This is a genomic window from Marinomonas sp. TW1 (genome assembly GCF_001625355.1).
In the GTDB taxonomy this organism is placed as follows: Bacteria; Pseudomonadota; Gammaproteobacteria; order Pseudomonadales; family Marinomonadaceae; genus Marinomonas.
Map to the genome: position 1 here is coordinate 16,860 of NZ_JSEE01000004.1, position 23,653 is coordinate 40,512.

Below are 23,653 nucleotides of genomic sequence, written 5' to 3' on the forward strand. Positions count from 1 at the left end.
TGTAATGTTAAAAAATGCGCTTGGATTTAACCCAGCGCGACGGCGATTAAACCGATAAACGTCATAAGAACCCCGAGAATTTTCGGGCCTTTTAAAGATTCACCTAGACCCATTACGGCAAACAGAACGCCCAGCGGAATGCTCAATTGTCTAAATGCCACGACATAACTGACATTATCGACAAACGCCATACTGATAATGACCAGCGAATAGGTTCCGAGCATCAGGCTGCCGGTTAGCAAGGCGGCTTGCCATTGATCACGAATCAGCACGGTACATTCACGACGTTGTGTTTGAGTGCCAATCACAAACCAGATCATCCAGATGACGGCAAAAGTGCTTTGTAAGGTCACGTAGACCAAGGCGACTTCACTTGGGCTAGCGAGCGGATTTCCAGAAGCGTCGGTTAACCCCCTCATTAATTGCGTCGCTTTGTTATCAACCAAGGAGTAACCGGCTGTTGCAAAGGCCGCAACAAGGGCAAAAAAAGTCGTCCGATTTCGATAATTAGCCAATTTGAATTCATTAAAGCTGGGTAATGGAATGAACAGGCAGCCAAGTACGATCAAGGCCATGCCAATAACGGCTTGTATTGAAACCGCTTCTTGCTGCCCTAAGGCAAAGGTGGAAATGCCCACAATAATTAAAGGCGAAGAACGAGCAATTGGATAGGCAATGGACATATCCCCTGCTTTATAGGCTTCTGCCAATCCCCATAGGTAGATGGATTGGCAAAGACCAGTCAGCAATAGCAGTATCAATATTTCTTGGTTGAACGCGAGAATGAGTGCCCCGTGAAGTATCACAAAAGGGGAAAAAATCACCGCGCCTGCGACCATAGTCAGAAAAAAGAAAGCCAGTGTTGGACTAGTTTTCTTGCCAAAAAAGTTCCAGCCTGCATGCATGAAGGTCGATATAAGAACTAATACTATGGCGGTCAGACTCATTTATGCGTTTCCTATTGCTGGCGCCAGGACTGAGTGTGTTTCAGTAACACACTGCCTAAAAACCAATGGATCAACCTTGCTATCATACAGGTCATCATGATCATTACCGCCATAGCGGCGGCTGGTGCAATGTCACCAGCATCATCCATATTCAATACCGCCACAGAGGCTAAGCTTGTGTGATAAGAATATAGAAATACCACTGCTGACACTGTGGTCATGGCGTTGACAAATAAATAGCTGGCAATGTCTAACACAGCAGGCATACATACAGGCAAGGTGACGCGCCAGAAAGTTTTGATTTGTGGCACTTTTAATGAGGCCGATACGGACTCAAACTCAGCATCAATTTGTTTTAACGCTGTGGTTGCGGTTAGGTGGCACACGGTATAAAAGTGGCTAATGGTGCAAACGACCAAGATGGTCATGGTGCCATAGATGCCATTAAGTGGATTGTTGGGTGCGTTGAAGAAGAAAATATAAGCCAAACCCAGCACCAGCCCAGGCACGGCTAACGGCAAGATAGCAAATAGGTGAAAGCACCATTTTAGTAATTGGAAGCCTTTTAGTTTTGCGACCAAATAGGACTGGAAGAAGATAAACCCCGTACCAATCAGAGCGGTAAAAGTAGCCATTTGAATGGAGTTCCAATAGGAATCCCAGCCGCCGCCATCCATTAGATCAAAGTTATAGTTGTTAAGGGATAGGTTTAGATTGTAGGGCCAAAAGGTGACCAGTGACGCATAAACTGCCATCAGAATGATGCCGACAATTACCACAGAAACCAACACCATGAGAGCGAAAAATGTGCGGTCTAACCAAAGGCGTTTTGGCGCGGACCAAGGAACGGCTTTCGACGTCAATAAAGCTGATTGTCGACGTTGTAACCAACGATCTGTCATAAAGGTAAGAATGGCTGGTAACAGTAAGATAACGCTAACCGTCGCGCCCATTTCAAAGTTTTGCTGGCCAATAACCTGCTTGTATATGTCTGTCGCTAATACATTGAATTGGCCACCAATGACTTTCGGAACACCGAAATCGGTAATGACCAATGTGAAGACGACAAAGGCGACACTGATAATGCCATATTTGGCGGCTGGCAGTGTCACGGTGAAAAAGGTGCGCATGGGGGACGCGCCTAGTACTTCTGCGGATTCGTAAAGACGTGCATCGGTATTGGCTAAGGCGGTTAGCATGATCATTAAGGCGTGAGGAAAGGTCCAAAAACAGGAACCAATGACAATCCCTATTGGACCATAGATGCTTTCGCCCATCAGTAATTCTTTGATGATGCCTTGGTTACCAAAGAGGTAAACCAAACTGATGGCTGGCAGAAGTGATGGTGCCAATATAGGCAGCACCAGAATCGTGCGAAACAGACCTTTAAACGGAATGCGTGTTCGACTGATGCCATAAGCGGTTAAAAAAGACAGCGTGGTGACAATGAAAGTCGATAAAAAAGCGATTAATAAGGAGTTATTAATCGCGCTATACAGGCTGGGGGTAGCGAAAAAATGGCTGAAATTCTCTAAACCAATGACGTCGCCGGCTTTGTTTTCAATGCTTTTGGATAATAGGGTGTAGATTGGTAGTACGACACAGATGAAGAGAGCTAAGACTCCAATCATAAGCACACCACCGAGTGACCACTCATCCAAGCTACGTTGGCTTAGCCATTTTGATCTGCCGTTTTGAGATGGGGTGATTTGTGGTTGGTCCGCCGTCGCAAGGCTGGATTGACTCATGCTTGACCTCCAAAAATATGCAGACGATCAGCGGGTAATTGGCAGCGCACAGACTGACCTTGGGTTAAATTTAAACCAGACATTTCATTCATTGAAATGTCGGCAATAAGAGGCGTTTCATGATCGTCGATTTGCAATAAAGAGCGCACTCGAGAGCCTAGGAATTCGAGATGAAGTACTTCGGCATTAAGGTTGTTTTTGTCACCTTCATGACCATTAAAACGAATGTCCTCAGGACGAATCGCCAGTGTCACATTTTCTCCAAACGTGGTTTCGCTATCCGGTTCGCACTGCAACATCAGTGTGCCTGATTGCATTAGACCGTCGCCACTACGTTTGGCTTCAATGAAGTTCATTTCACCCACGAATTCTGCGACAAATGGGGTGTTTGGGTGCGCGTAGACTTCTTGTGGCGTGCCGATTTGTTCAATAACCCCTTGATTCATGACGACGATTTTATCGGCCATGGTTAAGGCTTCTTCTTGATCGTGCGTCACCATGATGGTGGTGACGCCAAGTTTTTCTTGTAGTTGTTTAATCTCTTGGCGAAGGTGCGCTCTTACACGCGCATCCAGTGCAGAAAGAGGTTCGTCTAATAAAAGTAAACCTGGGGATGTGGCTAAGGCACGTGCTAAGGCCACCCTTTGTTGCTGACCACCAGATAATTGGGCTGGGTACTTGGTTTCACTGCCTGACAGTCCAACGGTGGCTAACAGTTCGCTCACCCGAGCTTGTTTATCGTGTTGATTAAATTGTTTTGAAACCAAACCGTAGGCGATGTTGTCGGCAACGGATAGGTTTGGGAATAGGGCATAAGACTGAAAGACAATGCCAAAATCCCTATGTTTGATTGGCGTTTGTGTGATGTTGTCACCCGCTTGAAAAAGTTCACCAGAGGTTGGAGTGTCCAACCCAGCAATGATGCGTAATAAGCTGGTCTTGCCGCAACCTGATGGTCCTAGAAAACAGACAAATTCGCCTTCTTGTATGTTAAGGGAAACGTCTTTTAAGGCTTGATGTGAGCCAAACATCTGATGAATGTTCTGTAATGCTAAGTAGGCTTGGTTGGACATAGAAACCTCTCCTTGAATAAGAGCATGTTTTGTCATCATCCCTTAAATTACACAAAGTAGATCCGAGTAAGTGGATATGACAAAACAGACTGGTAATCAGTGAATGTAGAATGAGTCTGTTGATCTCAAAAAAAGGCTGGGAATAGCCGTGTCTATTCCCAGCCTAAGGGATTATTTTGGGTCGCTTTTGCTATCGTAGCGTTTTTGCCATTCCGCAAGAATTTGGCGGCGATTATTGGCTGACCATTCGAAATCGTTATTGATCATTAGTGCTTCTGCGTTGGCCGGGAAGTACTCTACAGGTTTGGCTATGCCTGGCATGGCGACAACCGCATAACCTTCGTTGTACATTTCATTGGCTTTTTGTGATGCCGTCCAGTCAACCAACGTTTTCGCTGCGGCTAGCTTGTCAGTCCCTTTGATAATGGCGGTCGCTTCCATGTCCCAGCCTAACCCTTCTGTTGGAAAGACAATGTCGAGTGGGGCGCCCATTTTTTTCGATTTTGCAGCTCGAAAGGCGAATGAAATACCAATCGGAATCTCCCCAGCGGCGGCTAACTTACAAGGCTTAGAACCAGAGTGAGTGTAGCGATTAATGTTTTGATGTAAGCCGTCCATGTAAGCCCAGCCTTCTTTTTCGCCAAAAATTTGTAACCAGCTACTGACGTCTAGAAAACCTGTACCGGATGAATTTGGGTTTGGCATGATGATGTGGTCTTGATATACCGGCTTGGTTAAATCAGCCCAAGACGTTGGTTTCGGTAAGCCTAGCTTCTTTGCTTCTACCGTGTTGTAGCAGACGGCCGCCATCCAAGCGTCCATACCAGTCCAAACCGGATTGTTACTCATGTCTTTGAATTTTGGCGACAGTTTTTCAGAACCCACTGGTTGATAGGTTTGCAGCATGTCTTCGCTTTTAAGCAACATTAAGCTGGTGGCGGCTAACCCCCAAACAACATCGGCTTGAGGGTTGTTTTTTTCTGCCAGTAATTTAGCTGTTACTATGCCAGTTGAATCTCGTACCCAGTTGATTTTGATGTCAGGATGCTCTTCGTTAAAGCGAGCGGCATATTTCTTAAGGTCTTCTGCTTCAATGGCAGTGTAGACAGTAAGTTCTGTTTTTGCGGCGTGAGCAGCCATTGAAACCGTGGTGATGCCTGCTAAAACAGCCAGACGTTTAAGTAGGGTCTTACGTGTCATTTCTCTTCTCCATGCATCAGGTTGGTCAACTGGTATATACCAGATAGTGTAATGCAAAATAACAGCCAAATATGTCATTGATGTGACAATTCTTTTAATAAGACGCACGAAAAATGGCGTTATTGACTGCTTTTTAAGGGAATAGAAAAGAAATTTGGTGGCGTTTCGGGAGAAGGGTTAGTCTCGAATGGCAATATTAATGGTGACGGCATCATGACGCCAAAACTCATAGTCGATCTCAAGAACTTGCTTGTGGCCGGTGTAATTGATGCGCTCAATCTGTAATCCTGGTTGGCCAGCAGCGATGCCTAGATCGTTGGCCGCATGGGCTGGAAGAGACGTTGATTTAAAAGAGAGATCCATATCCCGATATTCTTGCTGATATTTTCGTTTAAGAATTTGGCTCAATGATTCGGTTAAATCTTCCTCTTCTATGCCTGGTAATAAATTTTGATTGATGTACATTTTTTCGATCAGTACAGGGCGTTGGTCAATATAGCGACGACGATGCAAATAAAGGACTGGGTTGCCAATAGGAATGTTCATTAACTGTGCAATGCGCTCGTTAGCGGGCTCAACTTGTTGCGCCAGTTTCTCTGTGCTTGGGGAAAAGCCTTGCTCTGTCACATATAGATTAAAGCTTAAGTGACTGGCGGGGTGATAGATCACGGCCGCTGGTGAAACAAACCAGCCGCGTCTATTTTGGCGATAGATAAGGCCTTCGGCTTCGAGATTTTTAAGGGCTTGTCGAATGGTGACTCGTGTCAGTTTAAATTGCTCGCCAATTTCTCTTTCAGATGGCAACTTACTTCCAGAGACCAGCTGTTGACTGGCGATTAGGTCGCTAAAGTATTGTTGTAAATAATGATAGTGTGGCGTGGACATGCTAAGGTCTTTCCTATTAATAGACGAGCAAAAACACCTTAAAAATAACGTGTTAGATGAGCATGCGTCAAAGTTTTTGTTTTAACAAAGAGGATTCATTCTAATGTCTTGTCATCCTTTGATGGTCACGGTTGCGCTTTGTTCTTTGTTGGTGGGGTGTGCATATGACGCGAAAAGTGAACTACGTTCATTAGCGTCTTTTAAGGCGGGGGCAGCGTGTTATGACCGAGCAAATGAACCTTACACAGCGGTTGTTGATAGTCATCTTCATTATCGACCCTTTGATGGGCGCGCGATACCGTTTCAACAGGTGAATGATTTCCTTCGTCAAACCAGCGTGCGTTTCGCCAATGTATACGGTATCGGGCAAATGTTACCGGCCAATTCTAGCTGCTCCAATTATTTAAAATGCCCCGGCACACCCGTTTCTCCGACCACTCGCAATGATTTTGTTAATGCGGCAAATATGTTGGAGTACGCGCCAGAAGATTTGCATTTAACCTTATCGATGACTTTTACGGACTTAGCCAATCCGCAATCCACCTTGGCTATTATGGCGCTCTATGAAAAAGAATACCCAGACATGTTTCGCTGGATGGGGGAGGTTAACCTAGTCAAGCAAGCTCAGTTTCATAATCGCCATGAACCCGCAACGCCTCACGATATTCGTCAATGGGCTGACTTTATGAGTGAGTTGGAAAAGCGAGGATATCCAATCACCATTCATTCTGACTTAGGAAATAACAGCGATCCCAAGCTATATGTCCCATTAATGGAGCAGGTGTTGTCTTTATATCCGAATAATAAAATTATTTGGGCACACATGGGGATGTCCTATGAGTTGACCAATATGAAAGCGGAACATCATATCGCCATCTTGTCTGCGATGTTAGACAAGCATCCTAACCTGATGTTGGATACCTCATGGCGCATTTTGGATGACTATTATTTTAGCCAATGGGGCAATCAAGAAAAATACGTTTCTTTCTTTAACCGTTACTCTGAGCGTATCTTGCCAGGTTCGGATTTCGTCGCTTTTCGCAATAATCGTTTTGCAGTGTATCAAGAGGAGCTGAGAGTGACAGGGCGAATTCATCAATTTTTGAGTGATGAGGCATTTCGTAACATCGCCTTAGGGCAAAATTATTTTGACTTATTGAAGTTGGAATATGTCGCGCCAGAAGTGTGTTCTTCTTAATTGCTTTAGATTGGTTTTTCTTGCCATTTATGCAGAGTTTTAAGTTGTTCTAATAATAAAGATTTATTCTTTGGGGAGAGCTCGCTGTAGAGTTTTAATAACAGTTGAGCATCTTTACTAATGATGGAACTGCCAACTCTTCTATTTTTTTTAAGTGATGAGTCCTCTTTGCCATCGTGTTTAACTTGTTCTAAAAATTCTAAAATATTGCCATCGGGCTGTTCACTAGCAGCATAAATAACTGAGGGCGTAGTATTCAGAGCTTTAGCCAATTTCCATAAGACCTTTTGAGAGGGTTGCCTTAGGCCTTTCTCAATGCGAGACACATTGCTGGTGGCCATATCTGCTTCCAGTGCAATTTGTTCTTGTGTCATCTTACGTTGTAAGCGTAAGACTTTGATAACCTGTCCTATCTTCATGACGAGATTATCCTTTTTGACTTACTAGTACGACAAAACCTATGAGGCAATTTGCTTGACTCGATTTGCCTTATGGGCAATATTTGTATGTCATTTTGTCTATATGACAAATAATGATATCTAAATATCATTATCTTCAACATGCAAAGCAAGGACTTGCTCGTGGAAATAGACACTTGGAACACAAAGCTTGAATGGCGTGGATCTGAATTATTTGATGCCAGTTTACTTGTTCTGGATGCTGAAAATACGCTCGTTTCATGTAATGCTCGTGCTCAGAAACTTTTCCTAACTAATTGTTCTAACAAGACTATCACATTTGATGATAATTGCTTTTGGTCACTGGAAAAACAAGGTACTTTTTTTTTAAAAGAGTTTAAAAAATATTCAGGTACGACACTTTCCTTATTGTATCGACCCGAAAAAGCGACGCCTTTTCTTGTGACGGTCGCAGTAGATCCTTTTTTTCTTGAAGGTAAAGAGTACTTGGGGCTGATTTTTTTTCGGCAAGCAGTTGAAAGCGAAAACGATGAATTTTCAACTGATTTTATGGCCTATTCATTTCGCCAAGATCTGTTTGCTAAAAACATATCTGTGGTCTATCAACCGCAAATTAATGTAACAAATAACACCCTTTATGGTGTTGAAGCTTTGGCTAGGTGGTCTTCAGATGAGTTTGGTGAGGTGTCGCCAGATGTGTTTGTTAAAATTGCGGAATCCTATTCACTTATTTCCGAATTAGATTTATTGGTATTCAATAAAGCTTGTCTGCAATTTGTGCATTGGCGAGAGAATGGTATATCGATTCCACACATTTCCGTTAATTTTTCTGCTATGAGCTTTTGTGATTCTAATATTACGAATCATATAAAAACCAGGTTAATAGAATTAGACATTCCATTTGATCACTTGATTGTCGAAATAACTGAACGTGCTCCATTTCCTTCTAACATCAATATCGCTGGAAAAATAGCTGAGCTTTATTTTATGGGAGTAAAGGTGTCGTTAGATGATTTTGGAACCGAGTATTCTAATCTAAAGAGATTGTTAAAGTTCCCCATATCTCATTTAAAACTAGATCGTTTTTTTGTACATGAATTTCCGCATAAAATGGCCGTTCATTTGAGCCGTATTATTTTTAACATGTCGCAAGAGCTTGATGTTCTCGCTATCGCTGAAGGCGTGGAAACGGAAAATCAATTGTCCTTGCTAATCGATGCGGGTTATCGCGTTGTGCAAGGCTTCCTCTATTCTCCACCTTTGTCCTCTACAGAATTTGAACAGTGGATGAAGTTGAGAATCACCAATTCTTAAGTTTTGGAAGGCATAAAAGGTTTGTTTTACACAACCTCATTATATCTGTCCTGAGTCCATGTGAATGCTGGCTTGACGTTTCACTCTCGCCGTTTAGTCCCTTCTTGGCGCTATACGTCGAGTTAATATGTCACTTAAGAAGTAACGTTACTATTAATTAAGGGCACAAATATGTTACGAAAAATGAATATTAGGACACGTTTATTTACGGCGTTCTCAGTGATTTTATTGTTGTTAATCATACTTGGAGGAGGAGGGATGAATGCAATGAAAGACATTCGCTCTAATTCTGAGAAGATTGAACGCAATATACTTCCAGCCATTTCAAGTCTTGGAGATATGAATAGCAACTTAATGAGGGTACGAATTTTTACGTTGCGTTTGTTAAATGAAGACAATGAACAAAGCCAAAAGACGACGTTAGCGACGTTGAAGGCAATAAAACAAGACGTGCTTCAATCCCAGAAAATTTATGCGTCTCATATTGAAATGGTGAGTGAACGTCAACTCTTTGAACGTTTTCAGCAAGACGAAAAGGCCTATTTTGAGTTACAGAATCAAGTAGCGGATGCCGTGATGCAGCAAAACGCCTATGAAGCCTTGGTGCCAAAAATGAATCAAGCCGCCGATCAGATGGTGAAAGCTCTGCATGACATTGTGGAGGAAAATCAGAGGATTGCGGATCAGACGAGTGAAGCCTCGAAACAGGAATACAATAATAGTTTGGTGGCGACTAGTGTGATCGTTGCCGGAGCGGCATTATTTGCTATCTTGATCGCCGTTTTTCTAGCGAGGAGTATTAATCAACCGCTTCAAACCGCCATGCACTCTGCCGAAGCGATTGCGCAAGGGGATTTAACCCAGACTATAAAAGTAGATGGTGAAGATGAAGTGACACGTTTAGCGATGGCGTTGTTAGCGATGCAAGAAAACCTCAGAGGAGCCATTGTTCACATCGGAGAGTCATCAAGTCAATTGGCCTCGGCAGCAGAAGAGCTGAACTCAGTGACTGAAAGCTCAACAAATGGTTTGCAGCGACAAAGTGATGAAATTCAACAAGCGGCTACCGCCATTACACAAATGAGTTCAGCGATTGATGAAGTCGCGAAAACGGCTCAAGCCACTTCTCAAGATTCACATGAATCGTCTCGCTTGGCAGCAGAGGGCAAAGGCAAAGTGGATGAGACGACCTCTGTCATTACGGACATGAACCAAGAAATGCAAACCAGTACCAATGTGATTAACCAATTGGCGAGTCAGGTGTCTTCGATTGGGCAGATTCTGGATGTGATACGTGCTGTATCGGAGCAGACCAATTTACTGGCTTTGAATGCGGCAATTGAAGCAGCCCGTGCCGGTGAGGCAGGGCGAGGGTTTGCTGTCGTGGCGGATGAGGTGCGTAGTCTTGCTCATAGAACACAAGAATCCACTGAAGAAATTGAAACCATGGTGAAAGACGTTCAAACGTCAGCCAATACGGCCGTCTCTTCAATGGAAAGCACCAGTCAAAAAACCAGCATGGCTAAGCAGGTAGTGGCCGAAGCCGCCTTAGCTTTAGAACAGATTACTCGACGTATTGCCGCGATTAGTGACAGCAATCATGTGATTGCCAGTGCTGCAGAAGAGCAATCTAATACAGCGAAAGAAGTGGATGGTAACATTACGAATATAAGTGATTTGGCGGCACAAACTGTCGTCGGTGCGAATCAAACGAGCGCCAGTGCTGCGGAGTTGACACGCTTAGCGGTTGAGCTGAATGATCTCGTGGTGAAGTTTAAAGTTTAGACTCTCTCATTTACTGCGTTGAAGTGCTCTCTATTAAGAGCAGAAAATATGTGTCAGAAAGCCGCCTTATTGGGCGGTTTTCTTTTTGATATTGCTCAGCTTAGAATGTAATAAAGTAAATTAAATATGGTGTTCAATATGTTAGCGATGACGCTTGGCTATAATAAAGGTTACTCAGAGGATGCGCCTGATAAAGAAGCATTAGAGCACCAGGCGGGTTATACGTTGGTTGAGTTTGGTGCCCCTTGGTGCGCTCATTGTCAAACGGCTATGCCTGTTGTTGAATGCTTTATGAAAGCCTATCCGGCTATGCCTCATGTGAAGGTGTTTGATGGCAAAGGAAAGAGACTGGGACGCCAGTTTGGTGTGAAGCTATGGCCGAGCTTGATTTTGCTAAAAGATGGTCACGAAATTGGGCGGTGGGTGAGAGTCACTCATCTTGAAGACTTAAATCAAGCCAAGGCTATGCTCGATAGTGGTGGCTAAATTCTAATGCTCAAACCGTAACATCAATTAAGCTACCAATGGCTTTGTTTGAACCATCAATTACCTGCGCATTCGATTGAGCATTTCGAGTGGCTTGCCTCGCTTCCATTAAGCTTTCCTCAATAGAACCATGCTGTACATCGAGTTCTTTGGGTTGAACTCGGTCAAAAGTTTGAGTCGCCATTTGTGCGACTTCTTGATTCGCTTGTTCAAGGTTTCTTTGACTTTGTTGTAAGCCTTGTTGGCCATATAAAAAAGGTGGACTTTGTATCTTCATGGGCAAACCTCTCTTTCATTACATGGCATTTTAACAACATGATGTTAGGCTGTTAGTGAGGGTTTTGTTCATTTTTGTGATGTATTGCAAACGAGGTGGTGATGAAACGACATTGGCTAGGCTACTGTTTCTTAGTTTGTGGCTTGTTTAACCAGGCTAACGGGAGCGACGTCGAGCACGCCTATGATCCAACAATAGAGCGTCAGTTTTATCAGTCACTTAGCACCCAAACTGATTCGATGGATGTGGCAACGCGAATAGAACGTCTGAGTCATCTGTTTATGGGAGCGCCTTATGTTGGTGGTAATGCTGGAGAAGGGCCAGGTGGGCAATTTGATAAAGACCCATTAATACGCTTTGATGTATTTGACTGCACTACTTACGTTGAAACTGTGTTGGCTGGAATACAGTCTGCTTCAGCTGGGAGCTTTAAAGACAACTTAATCCGCATTCGTTATCAGCATGGTCAGGTCAATTTTGTGCAGCGTAACCATTTTCCCAGTTTGGATTGGTTACCGAATAATCGAAAAATACTGCAAGATATCACGGGGCGAGTTGCCCCAACACAATTTCAACAAGCTCGTACACAGATTGATCGAGCGGCTTGGTATCGTCATTTAAGTGCCAAAAGCATCGCTTGTAAACAGGGTTGTGAAGCGCTTTTGGAAAGATTGCACGTGACAGGTCAGCATTTTCAAGTAGTCCAAGCTGACCTTCCTTATGTTCCCTTAACGGCAGTGTTTTTGGGGCCAGATAAACAAGTGAACCAAGCTTTACTCGATCGTATTCCGTCGGGCAGTGTGATTAATATGGTACGGCCTGATTGGGCGCTGAAGAAATGGATCGGTACCAATTTAAATGTGTCGCATCAAGGATTCGTGCTAAGACAAGATGGTCGCCTAATTCTTCGCCATGCCAGTGTGACACATCAACAAGTAGTGGATGAGGATTTTATCGATTACTTTGCTCAGTATGATGCGTCCTCATCGTTGAAAGGTTTTAATCTTCAGTCGATTCGCTTGTAGGGCTTTTTAAGCGATTTTTTGCGAGTTAAGTCTGCGTTAAAGTGTTTTAAATGAAGTTCTAAGGCATCACAAGAAATGGTGATTTCACGTACGGATAGGTACAAAGAATACATCAGGCAAACTAGGCTAGCGGCGAAAATATAACTGCCTACCTGCTGGTATTCTACATAGATGGCGAGCATGGACATGACACAGAGAAAAAAGCTGATCACGCCCGCTTCTTGCATTCGTCGAATGAGATAAATGCGTTTTCTTAAGTTAACGATTTGCTCTGTGGTGTTATCGTCCTCTTGTTTTGGGTCAAAGGTTCGAATAATAGAGGCTAGTGTCACAAAACGGTTGGTATAAGCCAGTAATAAAAGGGAAACAGCAGGAAATAACATAGCGGGAGTCGTTAAGGTGATGATCATGGTCTTCCTTTTGAAGGCGTCATTCATTGAAAGTATTAACTGGCTCTATTTTATCAGTTTTTCAGAAACAGTGTGATGGAAACCATTGCGTTTGGAGGTAGTGATGAAGTTAGTGGTTGGAACCTTATCCACCTGGTCTTTACGGGCTTGGATATGCAGTCAATTAGCCAGTGCTGAGGTTGAATTGCAGGGGATTGATCTGCAATCAGAAAGTGACAAAGCCGAGTTAAGAAAATTGTCACCAACAGGCTTGGTGCCTGCTCTACTAATTGGTGACATAGTTGTACATGACTCTTTGGCCATCGCGGAATATTTTAACGATTTTTCAGATGGCGCATTGTACCCATTGTCAGCGCTTGAGAAGGCTGTGGCGAGAAGTTTATGTGCCGAACTTCATGCGGGTTTTGTAACCTTGCGTCAACAATGTCCATTCTCGTTACACGGGGTGACGCCGTTAACTGAGGTTCCGAAGGCGCTGGAGCATGAGCTGAACAGGGTAGATGAGATCTTTTGTCAGGCGAAAGGGCCTTTTATGTTTGATAGTCCAGGTGCCGTGGATGCTTTTTACAGCGTTTTGGCTTATCGCCTAGCCGATTATCAGTTACCGCTGTCAGATAAAGCTAAACAATATCAGCAAGCGTTATTGGATTGGCCATTGTTACAGCAAGCGATTGCTCTACGTTATTGATGGGTTATCTTTGTACTACATTTTGATGCGAGGTTGGTTTGCAACTTGATCGTATAACTTCTTATTTATTGTCCAAGCCTGAAGCGGTGGAAGTGTACCCCTTTGATAATCGTACCGCGGTGTTCAAAGTTCAGGGAAAGATGTTTGCTCTGCTGACTCGTTATCAAGCAAAAAGCTTGTTGAATCTGAAGTGTCAGCCGGATCATGCCATTGAGTTGAGGGATGTGTTTGAAGAGGTGATTCCTGCTTATCATATGAATAAACGACATTGGAATTCAGTGATGTATGAAGGAAGCTTGCCAGATGGAGAGATTGAGCGTTTGATCGACCACTCTTATGCTCTGGTTGTTAAAGGCATGAAAAAATCCTTAAGAGAGGGATTAGCGTTACGTCATGGCGCAGTGGCTGTCTATGGTGATGATGTATTTGCGGGATAAACGCTTTAAACAGAGAGGGCGTTGGGCTTTAAAAAACATGCCAACAAGAAAAATGTCTTGTTGGCATGTTCGATCCGTTAGAGGCTAAAGTTTAAAGGCTGACATGACGTGTTGTGTTTGTTCTGACGTTTGCGCCAGAGACTCACTGGTTTGGTTGTTCTGCTGAACTTGCAAACTCGCCTGCGCTGATAATTCAACGACCTTTTCATTTAACTCATTGAGTCTTTGTACAACATCACTTTGCAAGGTGACACTTTGAAGTACCGAGTTACTCGCGCGATTAATGCCTTCCGCTGAACTGGCAATGTCTTCTAGATATTGCGCCGTCATACTCATTTCTTGAGTGGTTTTTTGCGATTGCTGATGACTTTCTGTAATTTTGCTTTCGGCTTCTTTGGCGCCACTTTGTAACTTGTTAATCATGGCTTGAATCTCATCCGTTGAGGCTTGAGTTCGGCTGGCCAAGCCGCGAACTTCATCCGCTACCACGGCAAATCCTCGTCCTTGCTCACCAGCTCGAGCGGCCTCAATCGCCGCATTCAATGCCAGCAGGTTAGTTTGTTCAGCGATTTCACTGATGACATCCAACACTGTGCCAATGGTTTGGGATTGTTCGGCAAGCTGAATGACTGTGTTTAACCCAGACTCCAACTCACTGGATAACTTATCTAGAGAGTCAACCGTTTGCTGTATTGAATCTTGCCCTGTTCGGGTTTTTTCGACGGTCATTTGAGCGGAATCTAACGTCGTTTGCGTGCTTTCAATCACTTCGTCTTTAAAGCTATCGACTTCTGCAATGGCTTGCGTCATTTCCGTGAATTTGCCTTCTCTTTCTTGGCTAATTTCTCTGGTTTTAGCCGACGCAATCTTCAGCTCTTTGCTTTTAGATTCCACTTCTTGGTTAAGCAACACGGCTTTATTCAAGGTATCGCTAAGTCTTTTTACAAACGTATTGTAGGACATTGCGATCTTGGTTAACTGGTCGTTTCCAGACTCAGGGAGACGAGCCGTTAAATCACCAGAACCGTGGGAAATGTCTTCTAGAGCCGTTTTAATCTGACGAATTGGCGTGAGGATAGACCTTAGAATAATGACGGAAATAAACAGAGCCAATAGAATAATCGCTGCACTGATGCTGCCCAATTTTATGATTTCTTGTTTGAACTGTTGATCAACATCGTCTAAATAGATACCAGAGCCAATAATCCAACCCCATGGGGCAAATCCTTGCACGTAGGAAATTTTTTCAACGGGTTGTTCGCTGCCAGGCTTTGGCCATAGGTAATCAACAAACCCTGCTTGTTGTGCTTTGACCACTTTAACAAATTCTGAGAACAGCTTTTTGCCGTTAGGATCTTCAAGATTGGCTAAATTTTTTCCATCTAGGCTCGGTTTAACAGAATGCATGATCATGACAGCGTTATAATCATTAATCCAAAAATATTCAGCACCGGCATATCGAATGCCTTTAATGGTGTCCATCGCATACTGTTGAGCCTGATCTCGGCTCAGTTCGCCAGATTGTTCGAGCGCCTGAAAGTGGGTCAACACTCCTGTGGCTGTCTCAACAACATGTTTCGTTTGCGCGTACTTTTCATTAAGTAGTGAGGTCTTGTTCTCACTGAGTGAAAGCGAAATTACTAAAATCAAACCGATGGAAAAAAAAGTAACGAGACTTATTAACCTGTGCTTAATGGGGATTTTTCTTAACGTGTTTATCATAGCTGTGTCCTCTCGGGAATTTGCGTCATTCTTATTATGGTTTATAAGTTTTTTTTGCTTCCTACTTACAAGTTTTATCCTTTTTTATTAAACAATTCAATAATGCCATTTAACTGTCATTTCTGTGTAACTTTTTGCCTATAAATTAATTGCCAACTTCTCTAAAGCAGGGGAGGTTAGAAAAAGCAATTATGGGAAGGTTGTTTTTCTAATATCTCAAACAACAAGTCAGAGAGCCATCTAAAGACGTTAAAGGTGGTTTTTTTGATTTATTTAGTCAGTAAGAAATCACTATTGATAGGGCAGTATTATGACAATTGAACGCAAACAAGATCTGAGCTTTGATGAACTAGACGAGTTAGTACGTCCAGCACCAGAAGTGGTGGAATTTGAGAAAGTGGCGAACAAGATGGTATCGCGTCGTGGCTTTCTAAGTGGGGGCGCCGCGGTTGGCGCCAGTGCATTTGTTATGGGGTCAACTTTTGGTGCCGCGCAGGCCATGGCTGCTCATCATCAATCTTCTCGTCTGGCTTTTGATATGGTGAAAGCGACTTCGGCTGACACCATTACTTTGCCAAAAGGTTACACTTGGCAAGTGGTGGCTTCTTGGGGTGATCCATTGTGGTCAAAAGGTGTGCCATTAGACACTAAAACGGGTGGTACAGGTGCTTCCCAAGAAATGGCCTTTGGTGACAACAATGATGGCTTAGCCTTCTTTAATCATAACGGTGTGTTTGTCTTAGCGGTTAATAATGAATACGTTAACCCAAAAACACTGAATGCTAACCGCGAAGGCGGTGAAACTATGACGGCAGATGATGTGCGCAAGAACAAAGCCGCACACGGTGTGTCTATCATGGAAATTGCAAAATACGATGGTAAGTGGAGCATCATTAAAGACTCTAAATTCAATCGTCGTATCACGGCCGACACGGAAATGGACATCACTGGACCTGCGCGTGGTCACAATTTGATGAAAACCTCAGCGGACCCTCGAGGAGTGCTTGCAAAAGGGACGTGGAACAACTGTGGTCAAGGTCAAACACCTTGGGGCACGTATTTGACTTGTGAAGAGAACTTCAATAGTTACTTCGCGGCTTCTGATGACAGCTATCAGCTTCCTGATGAACTTAAGCGTTACGGCGTGAGCACTTCTGAAGGTCGCTACAAGTGGGAAATGGCAGACGATCGTTTCGATCTTGTGAAAGAACCAAATGAGCCAAATCGCTTTGGTTATGTGGTCGAGATCGATCCAATGAATCCAAATTCTCGCCCTAAAAAACGTACTGCTTTGGGTCGTTTCAAACACGAAAATGCCGAAGTAACGATTGCGGCAAACGGTCATGTCGTGGTCTACCTAGGCGATGACGAGCGTGGTGAATTCCTATACCGCTTCGTCTCTAAAGGCAAATACCAAGTAGGTGCTGACAACTCAGATTTGTTAGCGGAAGGGACTTTGTACGTGGCTAGATTCCATGATAATAATCGTGGTGAGTGGTTAGCATTGACGCCTGCGACAACGGGTATGACAGAGGCAGAAATTGCCATTCACACTCGTCAGGCGGCATCCAAAGTTGGCGCAACGACGATGGACCGTCCTGAGTGGGTAGCGGCGAATCCAAATAAAGTAGAAGCTTACTGCTGTCTAACCAACAACAAGAACCGTGGTGTGAAACCAAATGCGGGTGGTGATGCGACGCCAGCGAAAGGTCCAAACCCACGAGCTAAGAACAACTTTGGTCAGATCGTACGTTGGGAACCAAGCAACGAAGACCATACAGCGAATGACTTTAAGTGGGATTTGTTTGTGATGGCGGGTAATCCAGCGGTCTTTGACGATGCTTATGCGGGTTCTGCGAACGTGAACAAAGACAACATGTTTAACTCGCCAGATGGGTTGAAATTTGACCGTAACGGCTTGTTGTGGATTCAAACCGACGGTAACTATTCAAATGAAGGCGATTTTGCTGGCCAAGGCAACAACCAGATGTTGGTTGGTGATACGGAAACGGGTGAAATTAAGCGTTTCATGGTTGGTCCGACTAAATGTGAAGTGACAGGCTCTGCTTGGAGCTCTGACAACTCGACAATGTTTGTTAGCATTCAGCACCCAGGTGGTACTTGGCCAACAGGTGGTACACCGCTTTCTAGTGTGATTGCTATCACACGTGAAGATGGTCGTGCTATCGTGTAACCAGTTCGATAAAAGCGAATGCAGGCCAGCATGCGAAAGTATGTTGGCCTTTTTTCGTTGTAAAGGCAGATTTGATTTTCTTTTGTTCTGAAGGCTTTAGTTGTGACGCATATCATGATATTCATATCTAGCAATGCATGAATATATAATATTTCATTATAATTTGTCGCAAATTCAAGAAAGGTAAGAGCAGCCTAACAGACATTCAGCTTTGTTCGTATCTTCCTTAACTCAGACCCGCAGTTTCCTAGTGATAAAGCATAAATGGATGATAGCCCAAAGAAGGTATGAATGAGTCTGGTCTTTTCTAAGTCGTTGTTTGTAAAGCAAGCTGTATTAACCTTGTTGTTAGCGATTAGTTTGAGCTTGATAAGCAATAGTATTCAATTGCTGGGTGGCATAACGCAGCAAAAAGAGATGATTGAAAACGACTTCAATCAGTTACTTGGCGTGGTTGAGCAACCTTTGGCAAGCGCAGTATTTCGTTTGGATTACCCTGTTGCTAAGCAGCAAGTCGAGAGCCTGCTTAATTCGCCATCCATTGCGAAAGTGGAAGTCAGTGATGAAAATGGCAAGTTGTTTGTGGCTGCCAATGCACCGCAACGCGTCTTTTCTTCATCACAAACTCTGGCAGACTGGTTATTTGGTGATTTTACCTCCTTTCAACGACCTCTGATTTTACTACGGCCTAGCTTTAATTCCGGCTTGCTCACTGTGGTGCCGGAAACGCGTTATTTGATGGACAATTTGCTGGCGACTCATGTTCCCCTTTTGTTGTTTAATTTATTAAAAGACATTCTGCTTGCTTGTCTTGTATCGCTGATTTTTTATTTTCTTGTGACTTATCCACTGGTTCGTCTTACTCGCTCTCTTTCCAAGTTAGGGCGAGTACGAAAATTTCCGCTATTTGGGGCTTTTTATCGACATCATCAAGCGGATGAACTGGGCCAGTTACACGCAACCTTCAGTCATTTGTGGGATAACTTGAATACGGCATTGAGCGATTTGGAGCGCAGTAACAGTCACACAAAGGCCATGATTGAACACGCAGCGGATGGCATTATATTGTTAGATGATCAGCAACAAATTCGCATTGCCAATACGACTGCCAAAAGCATGCTGAAATTGGATAAAGAGGACTTACCCGATACGTCCTTGGAAGCATTTTATGAAGAATCCGATTGGCCTTATTTTGTCGATTTGGTCAGCGCTCTGCCGCTGAATCATCCAACCACCATAGAAAGCCAATATCACATTGATGGGCAAACATTGCCTGTTGAAGTGCGTTTAGTGAAGTATCAAGTGCAATCCAATGTGGAAACGCTGATGCTGATGCGCGATGTCAGTGAGCGTAAACAAGCTCAGGATCATATTCATCACCTAGCCTACTATGACCCTGTTACGGACTTACCTAATCGACAATACCTAACGGACAGGTTGAATGAAAGGCTGCAGGCTAGTAATGCGGATAGTGACTATTCGGCTGTGGTTTTTATGGACATAGATCGCTTTAAAGTCATTAACGACTCCTTAGGTCACAATGTTGGCGATCAACTTTTGCGGTGTGTGTCTAAGCATCTGTCTGTTTTGGTGTCCGATCCTATGTTATTTGCACGCATGGGGGGGGATGAGTTTGCCTTCCTTTTGCCGACATTAGGACAAGATTTGGCGGTAGCCGAGGCGCAAGTAGACGATTTGATTTGTCGTATCATGTTGGCTTGTCAGCAAGTAAAAACGGCTGGGCATCATGAAGTTCATATTACGGCGAGTTTGGGGGCCAGTGTTTTTGAGTCGAATGAGCAGTGTGCAGAGGTGATCTTAAAACAAGCGGATACGGCCTTGTATCGAGCGAAAGAATCAGGCCGAAATACGTATGCCATGTATCGCCCAGAAATGCAGGCGGCATCCGATGCCCGTTTGGATATGGAGAAAGCCCTTCATCATGCGACCGAAAACAAATTATTTGAGCTCTATTATCAACCTCAAAATAACGCGGAAGGCGAATTAATTGGGGCTGAAGCGTTATTAAGATGGCGTGATGCGAATAAAGGCTTTATTTCGCCTGCTGAATTTATTCCTTTAGCAGAAGAGATTGGTCTTATTGTCGACATTGGTACATGGGTGCTGGATGAAGCGCTGTCGCAAGTGGCGTCTTGGTTAGCACAAGGAAAATGGCAACCATCATGGCGAATGTCGATTAACGTCAGCCCAATACAATTTCAGCAAGCAGGCTTTTTGCCAACGTTAAAAGCTCAGCTGGAAAAGCATCATGTACCCGCTTCGTGTGTGGATTTAGAAATTACAGAAAATACCTTGTTGAATGATTGGGCCACCAGCTTGACCAAAATGCAGGCGATAAAAGAGTTGGGTGTGTATTTGTCCATAGATGATTTTGGCACCGGATATTCATCGTTGAAGTACCTTAAATCCTTACCAATCGATAGATTGAAAATTGATCAATCTTTTGTACGAGATTTGCTTACGGATCACAGTGATGAGGCCATCGTGCATGCGGTGATTGCCATGGCCAAAGCGTTGAAAATAAATGTTTTAGCAGAAGGCGTAGAGACCTTACCGCATCTTGATCGATTGAAAGAATGCGAGTGTTTCTTTTATCAAGGCTACTATTTTGGTCGTCCCGCCCCGGCAGACCAATTTATTGCTTCTTTTGTTCATGATTCGTCCGACATTGCCCCCAGTTTTTGATTTATGATCATGTAAAGACATTGAGTCAGTCGATTAAACGTTTTACTGGGTAAGGGTGAAATATGGAATTTTTATGGTCGGTTACGAGTGTGACCATTCATTGGGCGGCATTGTTTTTTGTGGTTCTGTGTTTTGCTTTATTGGTGGCATTAGTCGTTATGTATTGGGTAGATACGCATCAAACGGCTCATACCATTCGTCGTAATTACCCTATTGTTGGCCGTTTTCGCTATTTGTTTGAGCATCTTGGCGAATTTTTTCGTCAGTATTTTTTTGCTTTAGATCGAGAGGAGCGACCTTTTGATCGTGCTGAGCGTTCTTGGGCGTATCGCGCGGCTAAGAAAGTAGACGCTACCATCGCCTTTGGTTCCACTCGCTCTCTTGATACACCGGGCGACATTTATTTCCTCAATTGTGCTTTTCCAACCTTGGAAGAAGACGCCGCACAGCCCAAAGAAATCAGTATTGGTGAACATACTACAAAACACCCTTATCGGACTCGATCTGTGATCAATATTTCAGGTATGAGTTTTGGTGCTTTGTCTAAACCTGCGGTTCAGGCCTTATCTCGAGGCGCTCGCAAGGCGGGTATTTGGATGAATACGGGGGAAGGCGGTTTGTCACCTTATCATCTTGAAGGCGGTTGTGATTTGGTATTCCAAATCGGTACGGCCAAATACGGTGTACGTGATGCTCATGGACACCTGAGTGATGACAAATTAAAAGCCATTGCTGATCACGACAATGTGCGTATGTTTGAAATCAAGATGAGTCAAGGTGCAAAACCGGGTAAAGGAGGAATGTTACCCGGTGCAAAAGTAACGGAAGAAATTGCTCATACTCGCGGCATTCCTGTTGGTGCCGATTCGATTAGCCCCAATGGACATACAGACATCAAATCCATCGATGATTTGCTGGCTATGATTCATCATGTCCGCAAGGTCACGGGTAAGCCTGTGGGCTTTAAAATGGTGGTGGGGGATGCCACATTTTTTGATAAAATGTGTGATTTGATACACAAAAAAGGCCTCGATTATTGTCCGGATTTTATTACTATTGATAGCTCTGATGGTGGCACCGGAGCGGCACCACAATCTCTGATGGATTATGTGGGGATGCAGTTAAGAGAAAGTTTGCCTTTAGTCGTCAATGCCATTACGTCGCATGGCTTACGACCTTACATCAAGGTGATTGCATCGGGTAAATTGATTGTTCCTGGCAAAGCCGCATGGGCATTAAGTGCGGGGGCCGATTTTGTAGTGTCTGCCCGTGGTTTCCTGTTTTCACTTGGTTGTATTCAAGCACTTCAATGCAATAAAAATACTTGCCCAACTGGTATCACTACGCACAATCCCGAGTTACAAAAAGGCTTGGTAGCGACGGAAAAGTCTGAGCGCGTAGCAAATTATGCCCAAGAGTTATTACACGGCATTGGTTTAATTGCCCATTCATGTGGGGTAAAAGAGCCTAGAGAGCTTAACCGTTCACACGTAAGAATCATTGAAAATCAAAGTCGTTCCCAGTTGTTTTCAGAGGCGAACCCGTTACCTGAAGTGAAAACGGAATACCTTAATTTTGTTGCGCAAAAAGACCGTGAAGGCACTCCTTTACAGTAGACATTTCTAGACTTGATATTCGCTATCCCTGTTTATTTTTCTGGCTGTACGGTATGTTAGTTGTATTAAATGTCGAGAGGAGTTTACGGTATTGGCACTGTTTCATTACGCATATCATGTCACGTCCCTAGCCGAGACTAGGGATTTCTACACGCGTGTGTTGGGCTGTACAGAGGGGCGTCATACAGAGACTTGGGTGGATTTTGATTTTTATGGCCATCAACTTTCCTTACATTTGGGCACTCCTTCGCCCACCACTAATACCGGTAAAGTAGGTGAGCACCTAGTGCCTATGCCGCACTTTGGGTTGATTTTACCTTATGAGGATTGGCGAAAAATTGCTGACCGTTTGGCAGAGGCTGGGGTGACATTTGACTTGGCGCCGAGTGTTCGTTTTGAGGGCGAAGCGGGTGAGCAGTGGACCTTATTTTTTAAAGACCCAAGCGGTAACGCCATTGAACTTAAAGGGTTTAAAGACCTGACACAGGTGTATGCGTCATGATTCCTTTGGTGTCGACCTTGACGGTAGAGGAACAGCAGGCTTGGTTAGCCAGTTTGTCAAAACAAATGCCAGAGCGTTCTTTTGGGCTGTTTTCTGAATTAAGCCAAACGCAAAAATCCACATGTGAATTTGCTATCGTGGCTAACCCTGATCCGAATGATCTTGCGGACTTACCAAAGCTAAAATGGGTACAAAGTTTGTGGGCCGGGGTGGAGCGTATGATTGCAGAGCTTCCAGAGGCAAGCTTTAAAATTGTCCGTTTAGTTGATCCCCATTTGGCGGAGACCATGTCTGAGGCGGTATTGGCTTGGACATTATTCTTACATCGAGACATGCCATATTATGCTCGCCAACAATCGCAAGCGACTTGGCAACCTAGACCCATGGTGCGAGCCTGCGAACGCCGTGTTGGTATACTCGGGTTAGGTGAGTTAGGCAAAGCCAGTGCGTTACGCTTGGTGGAAAATGGTTTTAGTGTATCGGGCTGGAGTCGCCAAGCGAAACAGATATCTGATGTGACCTGTTTACATGGTGAGCAAGGCATGCAACAACTGTTGGAATCTTCTGACATTTTGGTGTGTTTGTTACCCTTAACGACGGCCACACATTTCTTATTAAATGAGCAGACCTTATCCTTGTTACCCGCTGGTGCCAGTCTCATTAACTTTGCGCGTGGCGCCGTAGTTGATGATTCAGCGTTAAAGTCGAAACTTGATCAAGGCCATCTATCGCACGCCGTGTTAGATGTGTTTCAGCAAGAGCCTTTAGCCAGTGATAATGATTATTGGCAAAGGCATAATGTGACTGTATTGCCACATATTTCAGCACCAACTCATAGGGGGAGTGCTTGTCAGGTGGTGGCAAAAAACCTTGAGTATTATCAGCACACAGGTCAAATACCGACCGCGGTAGACATGACTCGTGGCTATTAATGAAAGAGCGAATAAGCCCACTGATTTTCGTATATTCGCACCTTCCCTAACGTAGGCTTTTATTTTGTTTGCAACCAATAAATCTAAAA

General features: G+C 43.9%; 21 protein-coding genes. 12 read left to right on the top strand and 9 right to left on the bottom strand.

Annotation, left to right across the window (positions count from 1 at the left end):
• Positions 1-26 precede the first annotated feature (26 nt).
• The 5 genes from OA79_RS04410 to phnR all read right to left on the bottom strand — a co-directional run bounded on the left by OA79_RS04410 (position 27) and on the right by phnR (position 5,853).
• Entirely contained in the window at positions 27-947 is a 921-nt protein-coding gene (locus tag OA79_RS04410) for an EamA family transporter (RefSeq protein ID WP_063332015.1), read from the bottom strand.
• An 11-nt stretch (positions 948-958) separates the two neighbouring features.
• Positions 959-2,695: a putative 2-aminoethylphosphonate ABC transporter permease subunit gene (locus OA79_RS04415; protein ID WP_063332016.1), complete on the bottom strand. Its 1,737-nt coding sequence runs from the start codon at positions 2,693-2,695 to the stop codon at positions 959-961.
• The gene (locus OA79_RS04420) at positions 2,692-3,768 is read right to left on the bottom strand and encodes a putative 2-aminoethylphosphonate ABC transporter ATP-binding protein (RefSeq protein ID WP_063332017.1); all 1,077 of its coding nucleotides are present in this window, start codon (positions 3,766-3,768) and stop codon (positions 2,692-2,694) included. The genes OA79_RS04415 and OA79_RS04420 overlap by 4 nt, the downstream gene beginning before the upstream one ends.
• A 171-nt stretch (positions 3,769-3,939) precedes the next feature.
• On the bottom strand, positions 3,940-4,968 hold the full coding sequence (locus OA79_RS04425; RefSeq protein WP_063332018.1) for a putative 2-aminoethylphosphonate ABC transporter substrate-binding protein: 1,029 nt from the start codon (positions 4,966-4,968) through the stop codon (positions 3,940-3,942).
• Positions 4,969-5,145: 177 nt separating this feature from the next.
• Positions 5,146-5,853, bottom strand: a complete 708-nt coding sequence (phnR, locus tag OA79_RS04430) for a phosphonate utilization transcriptional regulator PhnR (RefSeq protein WP_063332019.1) — start codon at positions 5,851-5,853, stop codon at positions 5,146-5,148.
• Positions 5,854-5,956: 103 nt separating this feature from the next.
• Between phnR and OA79_RS04435 the strand changes: the two genes are divergently transcribed.
• Positions 5,957-7,051 carry an amidohydrolase family protein gene (locus OA79_RS04435; protein ID WP_156486219.1) on the top strand — a complete coding sequence of 365 codons (1,095 nt, stop codon included), beginning with the start codon at positions 5,957-5,959 and terminating at the stop codon, positions 7,049-7,051.
• Between the two features lie 5 nt (positions 7,052-7,056).
• Here OA79_RS04435 and OA79_RS04440 read toward each other — a convergent pair whose 3' ends face one another.
• Positions 7,057-7,470: a helix-turn-helix domain-containing protein gene (locus tag OA79_RS04440; protein ID WP_063332020.1), complete on the bottom strand. Its 414-nt coding sequence runs from the start codon at positions 7,468-7,470 to the stop codon at positions 7,057-7,059.
• A gap of 162 nt (positions 7,471-7,632) precedes the next feature.
• Here OA79_RS04440 and OA79_RS04445 point away from each other — a divergent pair, with 162 nt between their 5' ends.
• From OA79_RS04445 to OA79_RS04455, 3 genes are all read left to right on the top strand, one after another.
• Entirely contained in the window at positions 7,633-8,784 is a 1,152-nt protein-coding gene (locus OA79_RS04445; RefSeq protein ID WP_063332021.1) for an EAL domain-containing protein, read from the top strand.
• Positions 8,785-8,967: 183 nt separating this feature from the next.
• Positions 8,968-10,569 carry a methyl-accepting chemotaxis protein gene (locus OA79_RS04450; protein WP_231908806.1) on the top strand — a complete coding sequence of 534 codons (1,602 nt, stop codon included), beginning with the start codon at positions 8,968-8,970 and terminating at the stop codon, positions 10,567-10,569.
• Between the two features lie 138 nt (positions 10,570-10,707).
• Positions 10,708-11,055 carry a thioredoxin family protein gene (locus OA79_RS04455; protein ID WP_063332023.1) on the top strand — a complete coding sequence of 116 codons (348 nt, stop codon included), beginning with the start codon at positions 10,708-10,710 and terminating at the stop codon, positions 11,053-11,055.
• A 10-nt stretch (positions 11,056-11,065) separates the two neighbouring features.
• Here OA79_RS04455 and OA79_RS04460 read toward each other — a convergent pair whose 3' ends face one another.
• The gene (locus OA79_RS04460; RefSeq protein ID WP_063332024.1) at positions 11,066-11,332 is read right to left on the bottom strand and encodes a hypothetical protein; all 267 of its coding nucleotides are present in this window, start codon (positions 11,330-11,332) and stop codon (positions 11,066-11,068) included.
• A 101-nt stretch (positions 11,333-11,433) separates the two neighbouring features.
• Here OA79_RS04460 and OA79_RS04465 point away from each other — a divergent pair, with 101 nt between their 5' ends.
• Positions 11,434-12,357: an N-acetylmuramoyl-L-alanine amidase-like domain-containing protein gene (locus OA79_RS04465; RefSeq protein WP_063332025.1), complete on the top strand. Its 924-nt coding sequence runs from the start codon at positions 11,434-11,436 to the stop codon at positions 12,355-12,357.
• Here OA79_RS04465 and OA79_RS04470 read toward each other — a convergent pair.
• Positions 12,339-12,767, bottom strand: coding sequence for a DUF2721 domain-containing protein (locus OA79_RS04470; RefSeq protein ID WP_063332026.1), 429 nt, complete (start codon positions 12,765-12,767; stop codon positions 12,339-12,341). The genes OA79_RS04465 and OA79_RS04470 overlap by 19 nt on opposite strands.
• 103 nt (positions 12,768-12,870) lie before the next feature.
• Here OA79_RS04470 and OA79_RS04475 point away from each other — a divergent pair, with 103 nt between their 5' ends.
• Complete coding sequence (locus OA79_RS04475) at positions 12,871-13,455, top strand: glutathione S-transferase N-terminal domain-containing protein (protein WP_063332027.1); 585 nt, start codon at positions 12,871-12,873, stop codon at positions 13,453-13,455.
• A 38-nt stretch (positions 13,456-13,493) separates the two neighbouring features.
• Positions 13,494-13,892: an MmcQ/YjbR family DNA-binding protein gene (locus OA79_RS04480; protein ID WP_063332028.1), complete on the top strand. Its 399-nt coding sequence runs from the start codon at positions 13,494-13,496 to the stop codon at positions 13,890-13,892.
• 84 nt (positions 13,893-13,976) lie between these two features.
• On the opposite strand, the gene OA79_RS04485 is transcribed toward OA79_RS04480, so the two are convergent.
• Positions 13,977-15,614, bottom strand: a complete 1,638-nt coding sequence (locus OA79_RS04485) for a methyl-accepting chemotaxis protein (protein ID WP_082825374.1) — start codon at positions 15,612-15,614, stop codon at positions 13,977-13,979.
• A 310-nt stretch (positions 15,615-15,924) separates the two neighbouring features.
• On the opposite strand from OA79_RS04485, the gene OA79_RS04490 reads away from it, so the two are divergent.
• The 5 genes from OA79_RS04490 (at position 15,925) to OA79_RS04510 (ending at position 23,564) form a co-directional block, all read left to right on the top strand.
• Entirely contained in the window at positions 15,925-17,808 is a 1,884-nt protein-coding gene (locus tag OA79_RS04490) for a PhoX family protein (RefSeq protein ID WP_063332029.1), read from the top strand.
• 291 nt (positions 17,809-18,099) lie between these two features.
• Positions 18,100-20,514, top strand: coding sequence for a putative bifunctional diguanylate cyclase/phosphodiesterase (locus tag OA79_RS04495; protein ID WP_063332030.1), 2,415 nt, complete (start codon positions 18,100-18,102; stop codon positions 20,512-20,514).
• 62 nt (positions 20,515-20,576) lie between these two features.
• Complete coding sequence (locus OA79_RS04500) at positions 20,577-22,130, top strand: FMN-binding glutamate synthase family protein (protein ID WP_063332031.1); 1,554 nt, start codon at positions 20,577-20,579, stop codon at positions 22,128-22,130.
• A 91-nt stretch (positions 22,131-22,221) separates the two neighbouring features.
• Positions 22,222-22,632, top strand: coding sequence for a VOC family protein (locus OA79_RS04505; RefSeq protein ID WP_231908801.1), 411 nt, complete (start codon positions 22,222-22,224; stop codon positions 22,630-22,632).
• Positions 22,629-23,564: a 2-hydroxyacid dehydrogenase gene (locus tag OA79_RS04510; protein WP_063332033.1), complete on the top strand. Its 936-nt coding sequence runs from the start codon at positions 22,629-22,631 to the stop codon at positions 23,562-23,564. The genes OA79_RS04505 and OA79_RS04510 overlap by 4 nt, the downstream gene beginning before the upstream one ends.
• Positions 23,565-23,653 lie beyond the last annotated feature (89 nt).

Excerpts from the sequence above, each read along its gene's own strand:
- OA79_RS04510 (WP_063332033.1), top strand. The coding sequence starts at position 22,629 with ATGATTCCTTTGGTGTCGACCTTGACGGTAGAGGAACAGCAGGCTTGG.
- OA79_RS04500 (WP_063332031.1), top strand. The coding sequence starts at position 20,577 with ATGGAATTTTTATGGTCGGTTACGAGTGTGACCATTCATTGGGCGGCA.
- OA79_RS04410 (WP_063332015.1), bottom strand. The coding sequence starts at position 947 with ATGAGTCTGACCGCCATAGTATTAGTTCTTATATCGACCTTCATGCAT.
- OA79_RS04455 (WP_063332023.1), top strand. The coding sequence starts at position 10,708 with ATGTTAGCGATGACGCTTGGCTATAATAAAGGTTACTCAGAGGATGCG.
- OA79_RS04425 (WP_063332018.1), bottom strand. The coding sequence starts at position 4,968 with ATGACACGTAAGACCCTACTTAAACGTCTGGCTGTTTTAGCAGGCATC.
- OA79_RS04440 (WP_063332020.1), bottom strand. The coding sequence starts at position 7,470 with ATGAAGATAGGACAGGTTATCAAAGTCTTACGCTTACAACGTAAGATG.
- OA79_RS04415 (WP_063332016.1), bottom strand. The coding sequence starts at position 2,695 with ATGAGTCAATCCAGCCTTGCGACGGCGGACCAACCACAAATCACCCCA.
- OA79_RS04475 (WP_063332027.1), top strand. The coding sequence starts at position 12,871 with ATGAAGTTAGTGGTTGGAACCTTATCCACCTGGTCTTTACGGGCTTGG.
- OA79_RS04420 (WP_063332017.1), bottom strand. The coding sequence starts at position 3,768 with ATGTCCAACCAAGCCTACTTAGCATTACAGAACATTCATCAGATGTTT.
- OA79_RS04490 (WP_063332029.1), top strand. The coding sequence starts at position 15,925 with ATGACAATTGAACGCAAACAAGATCTGAGCTTTGATGAACTAGACGAG.
- OA79_RS04495 (WP_063332030.1), top strand. The coding sequence starts at position 18,100 with ATGAGTCTGGTCTTTTCTAAGTCGTTGTTTGTAAAGCAAGCTGTATTA.
- phnR (WP_063332019.1), bottom strand. The coding sequence starts at position 5,853 with ATGTCCACGCCACACTATCATTATTTACAACAATACTTTAGCGACCTA.
- OA79_RS04435 (WP_156486219.1), top strand. The coding sequence starts at position 5,957 with ATGTCTTGTCATCCTTTGATGGTCACGGTTGCGCTTTGTTCTTTGTTG.
- OA79_RS04485 (WP_082825374.1), bottom strand. The coding sequence starts at position 15,614 with ATGATAAACACGTTAAGAAAAATCCCCATTAAGCACAGGTTAATAAGT.
- OA79_RS04460 (WP_063332024.1), bottom strand. The coding sequence starts at position 11,332 with ATGAAGATACAAAGTCCACCTTTTTTATATGGCCAACAAGGCTTACAA.
- OA79_RS04450 (WP_231908806.1), top strand. The coding sequence starts at position 8,968 with ATGAATATTAGGACACGTTTATTTACGGCGTTCTCAGTGATTTTATTG.
- OA79_RS04470 (WP_063332026.1), bottom strand. The coding sequence starts at position 12,767 with ATGATCATCACCTTAACGACTCCCGCTATGTTATTTCCTGCTGTTTCC.
- OA79_RS04465 (WP_063332025.1), top strand. The coding sequence starts at position 11,434 with ATGAAACGACATTGGCTAGGCTACTGTTTCTTAGTTTGTGGCTTGTTT.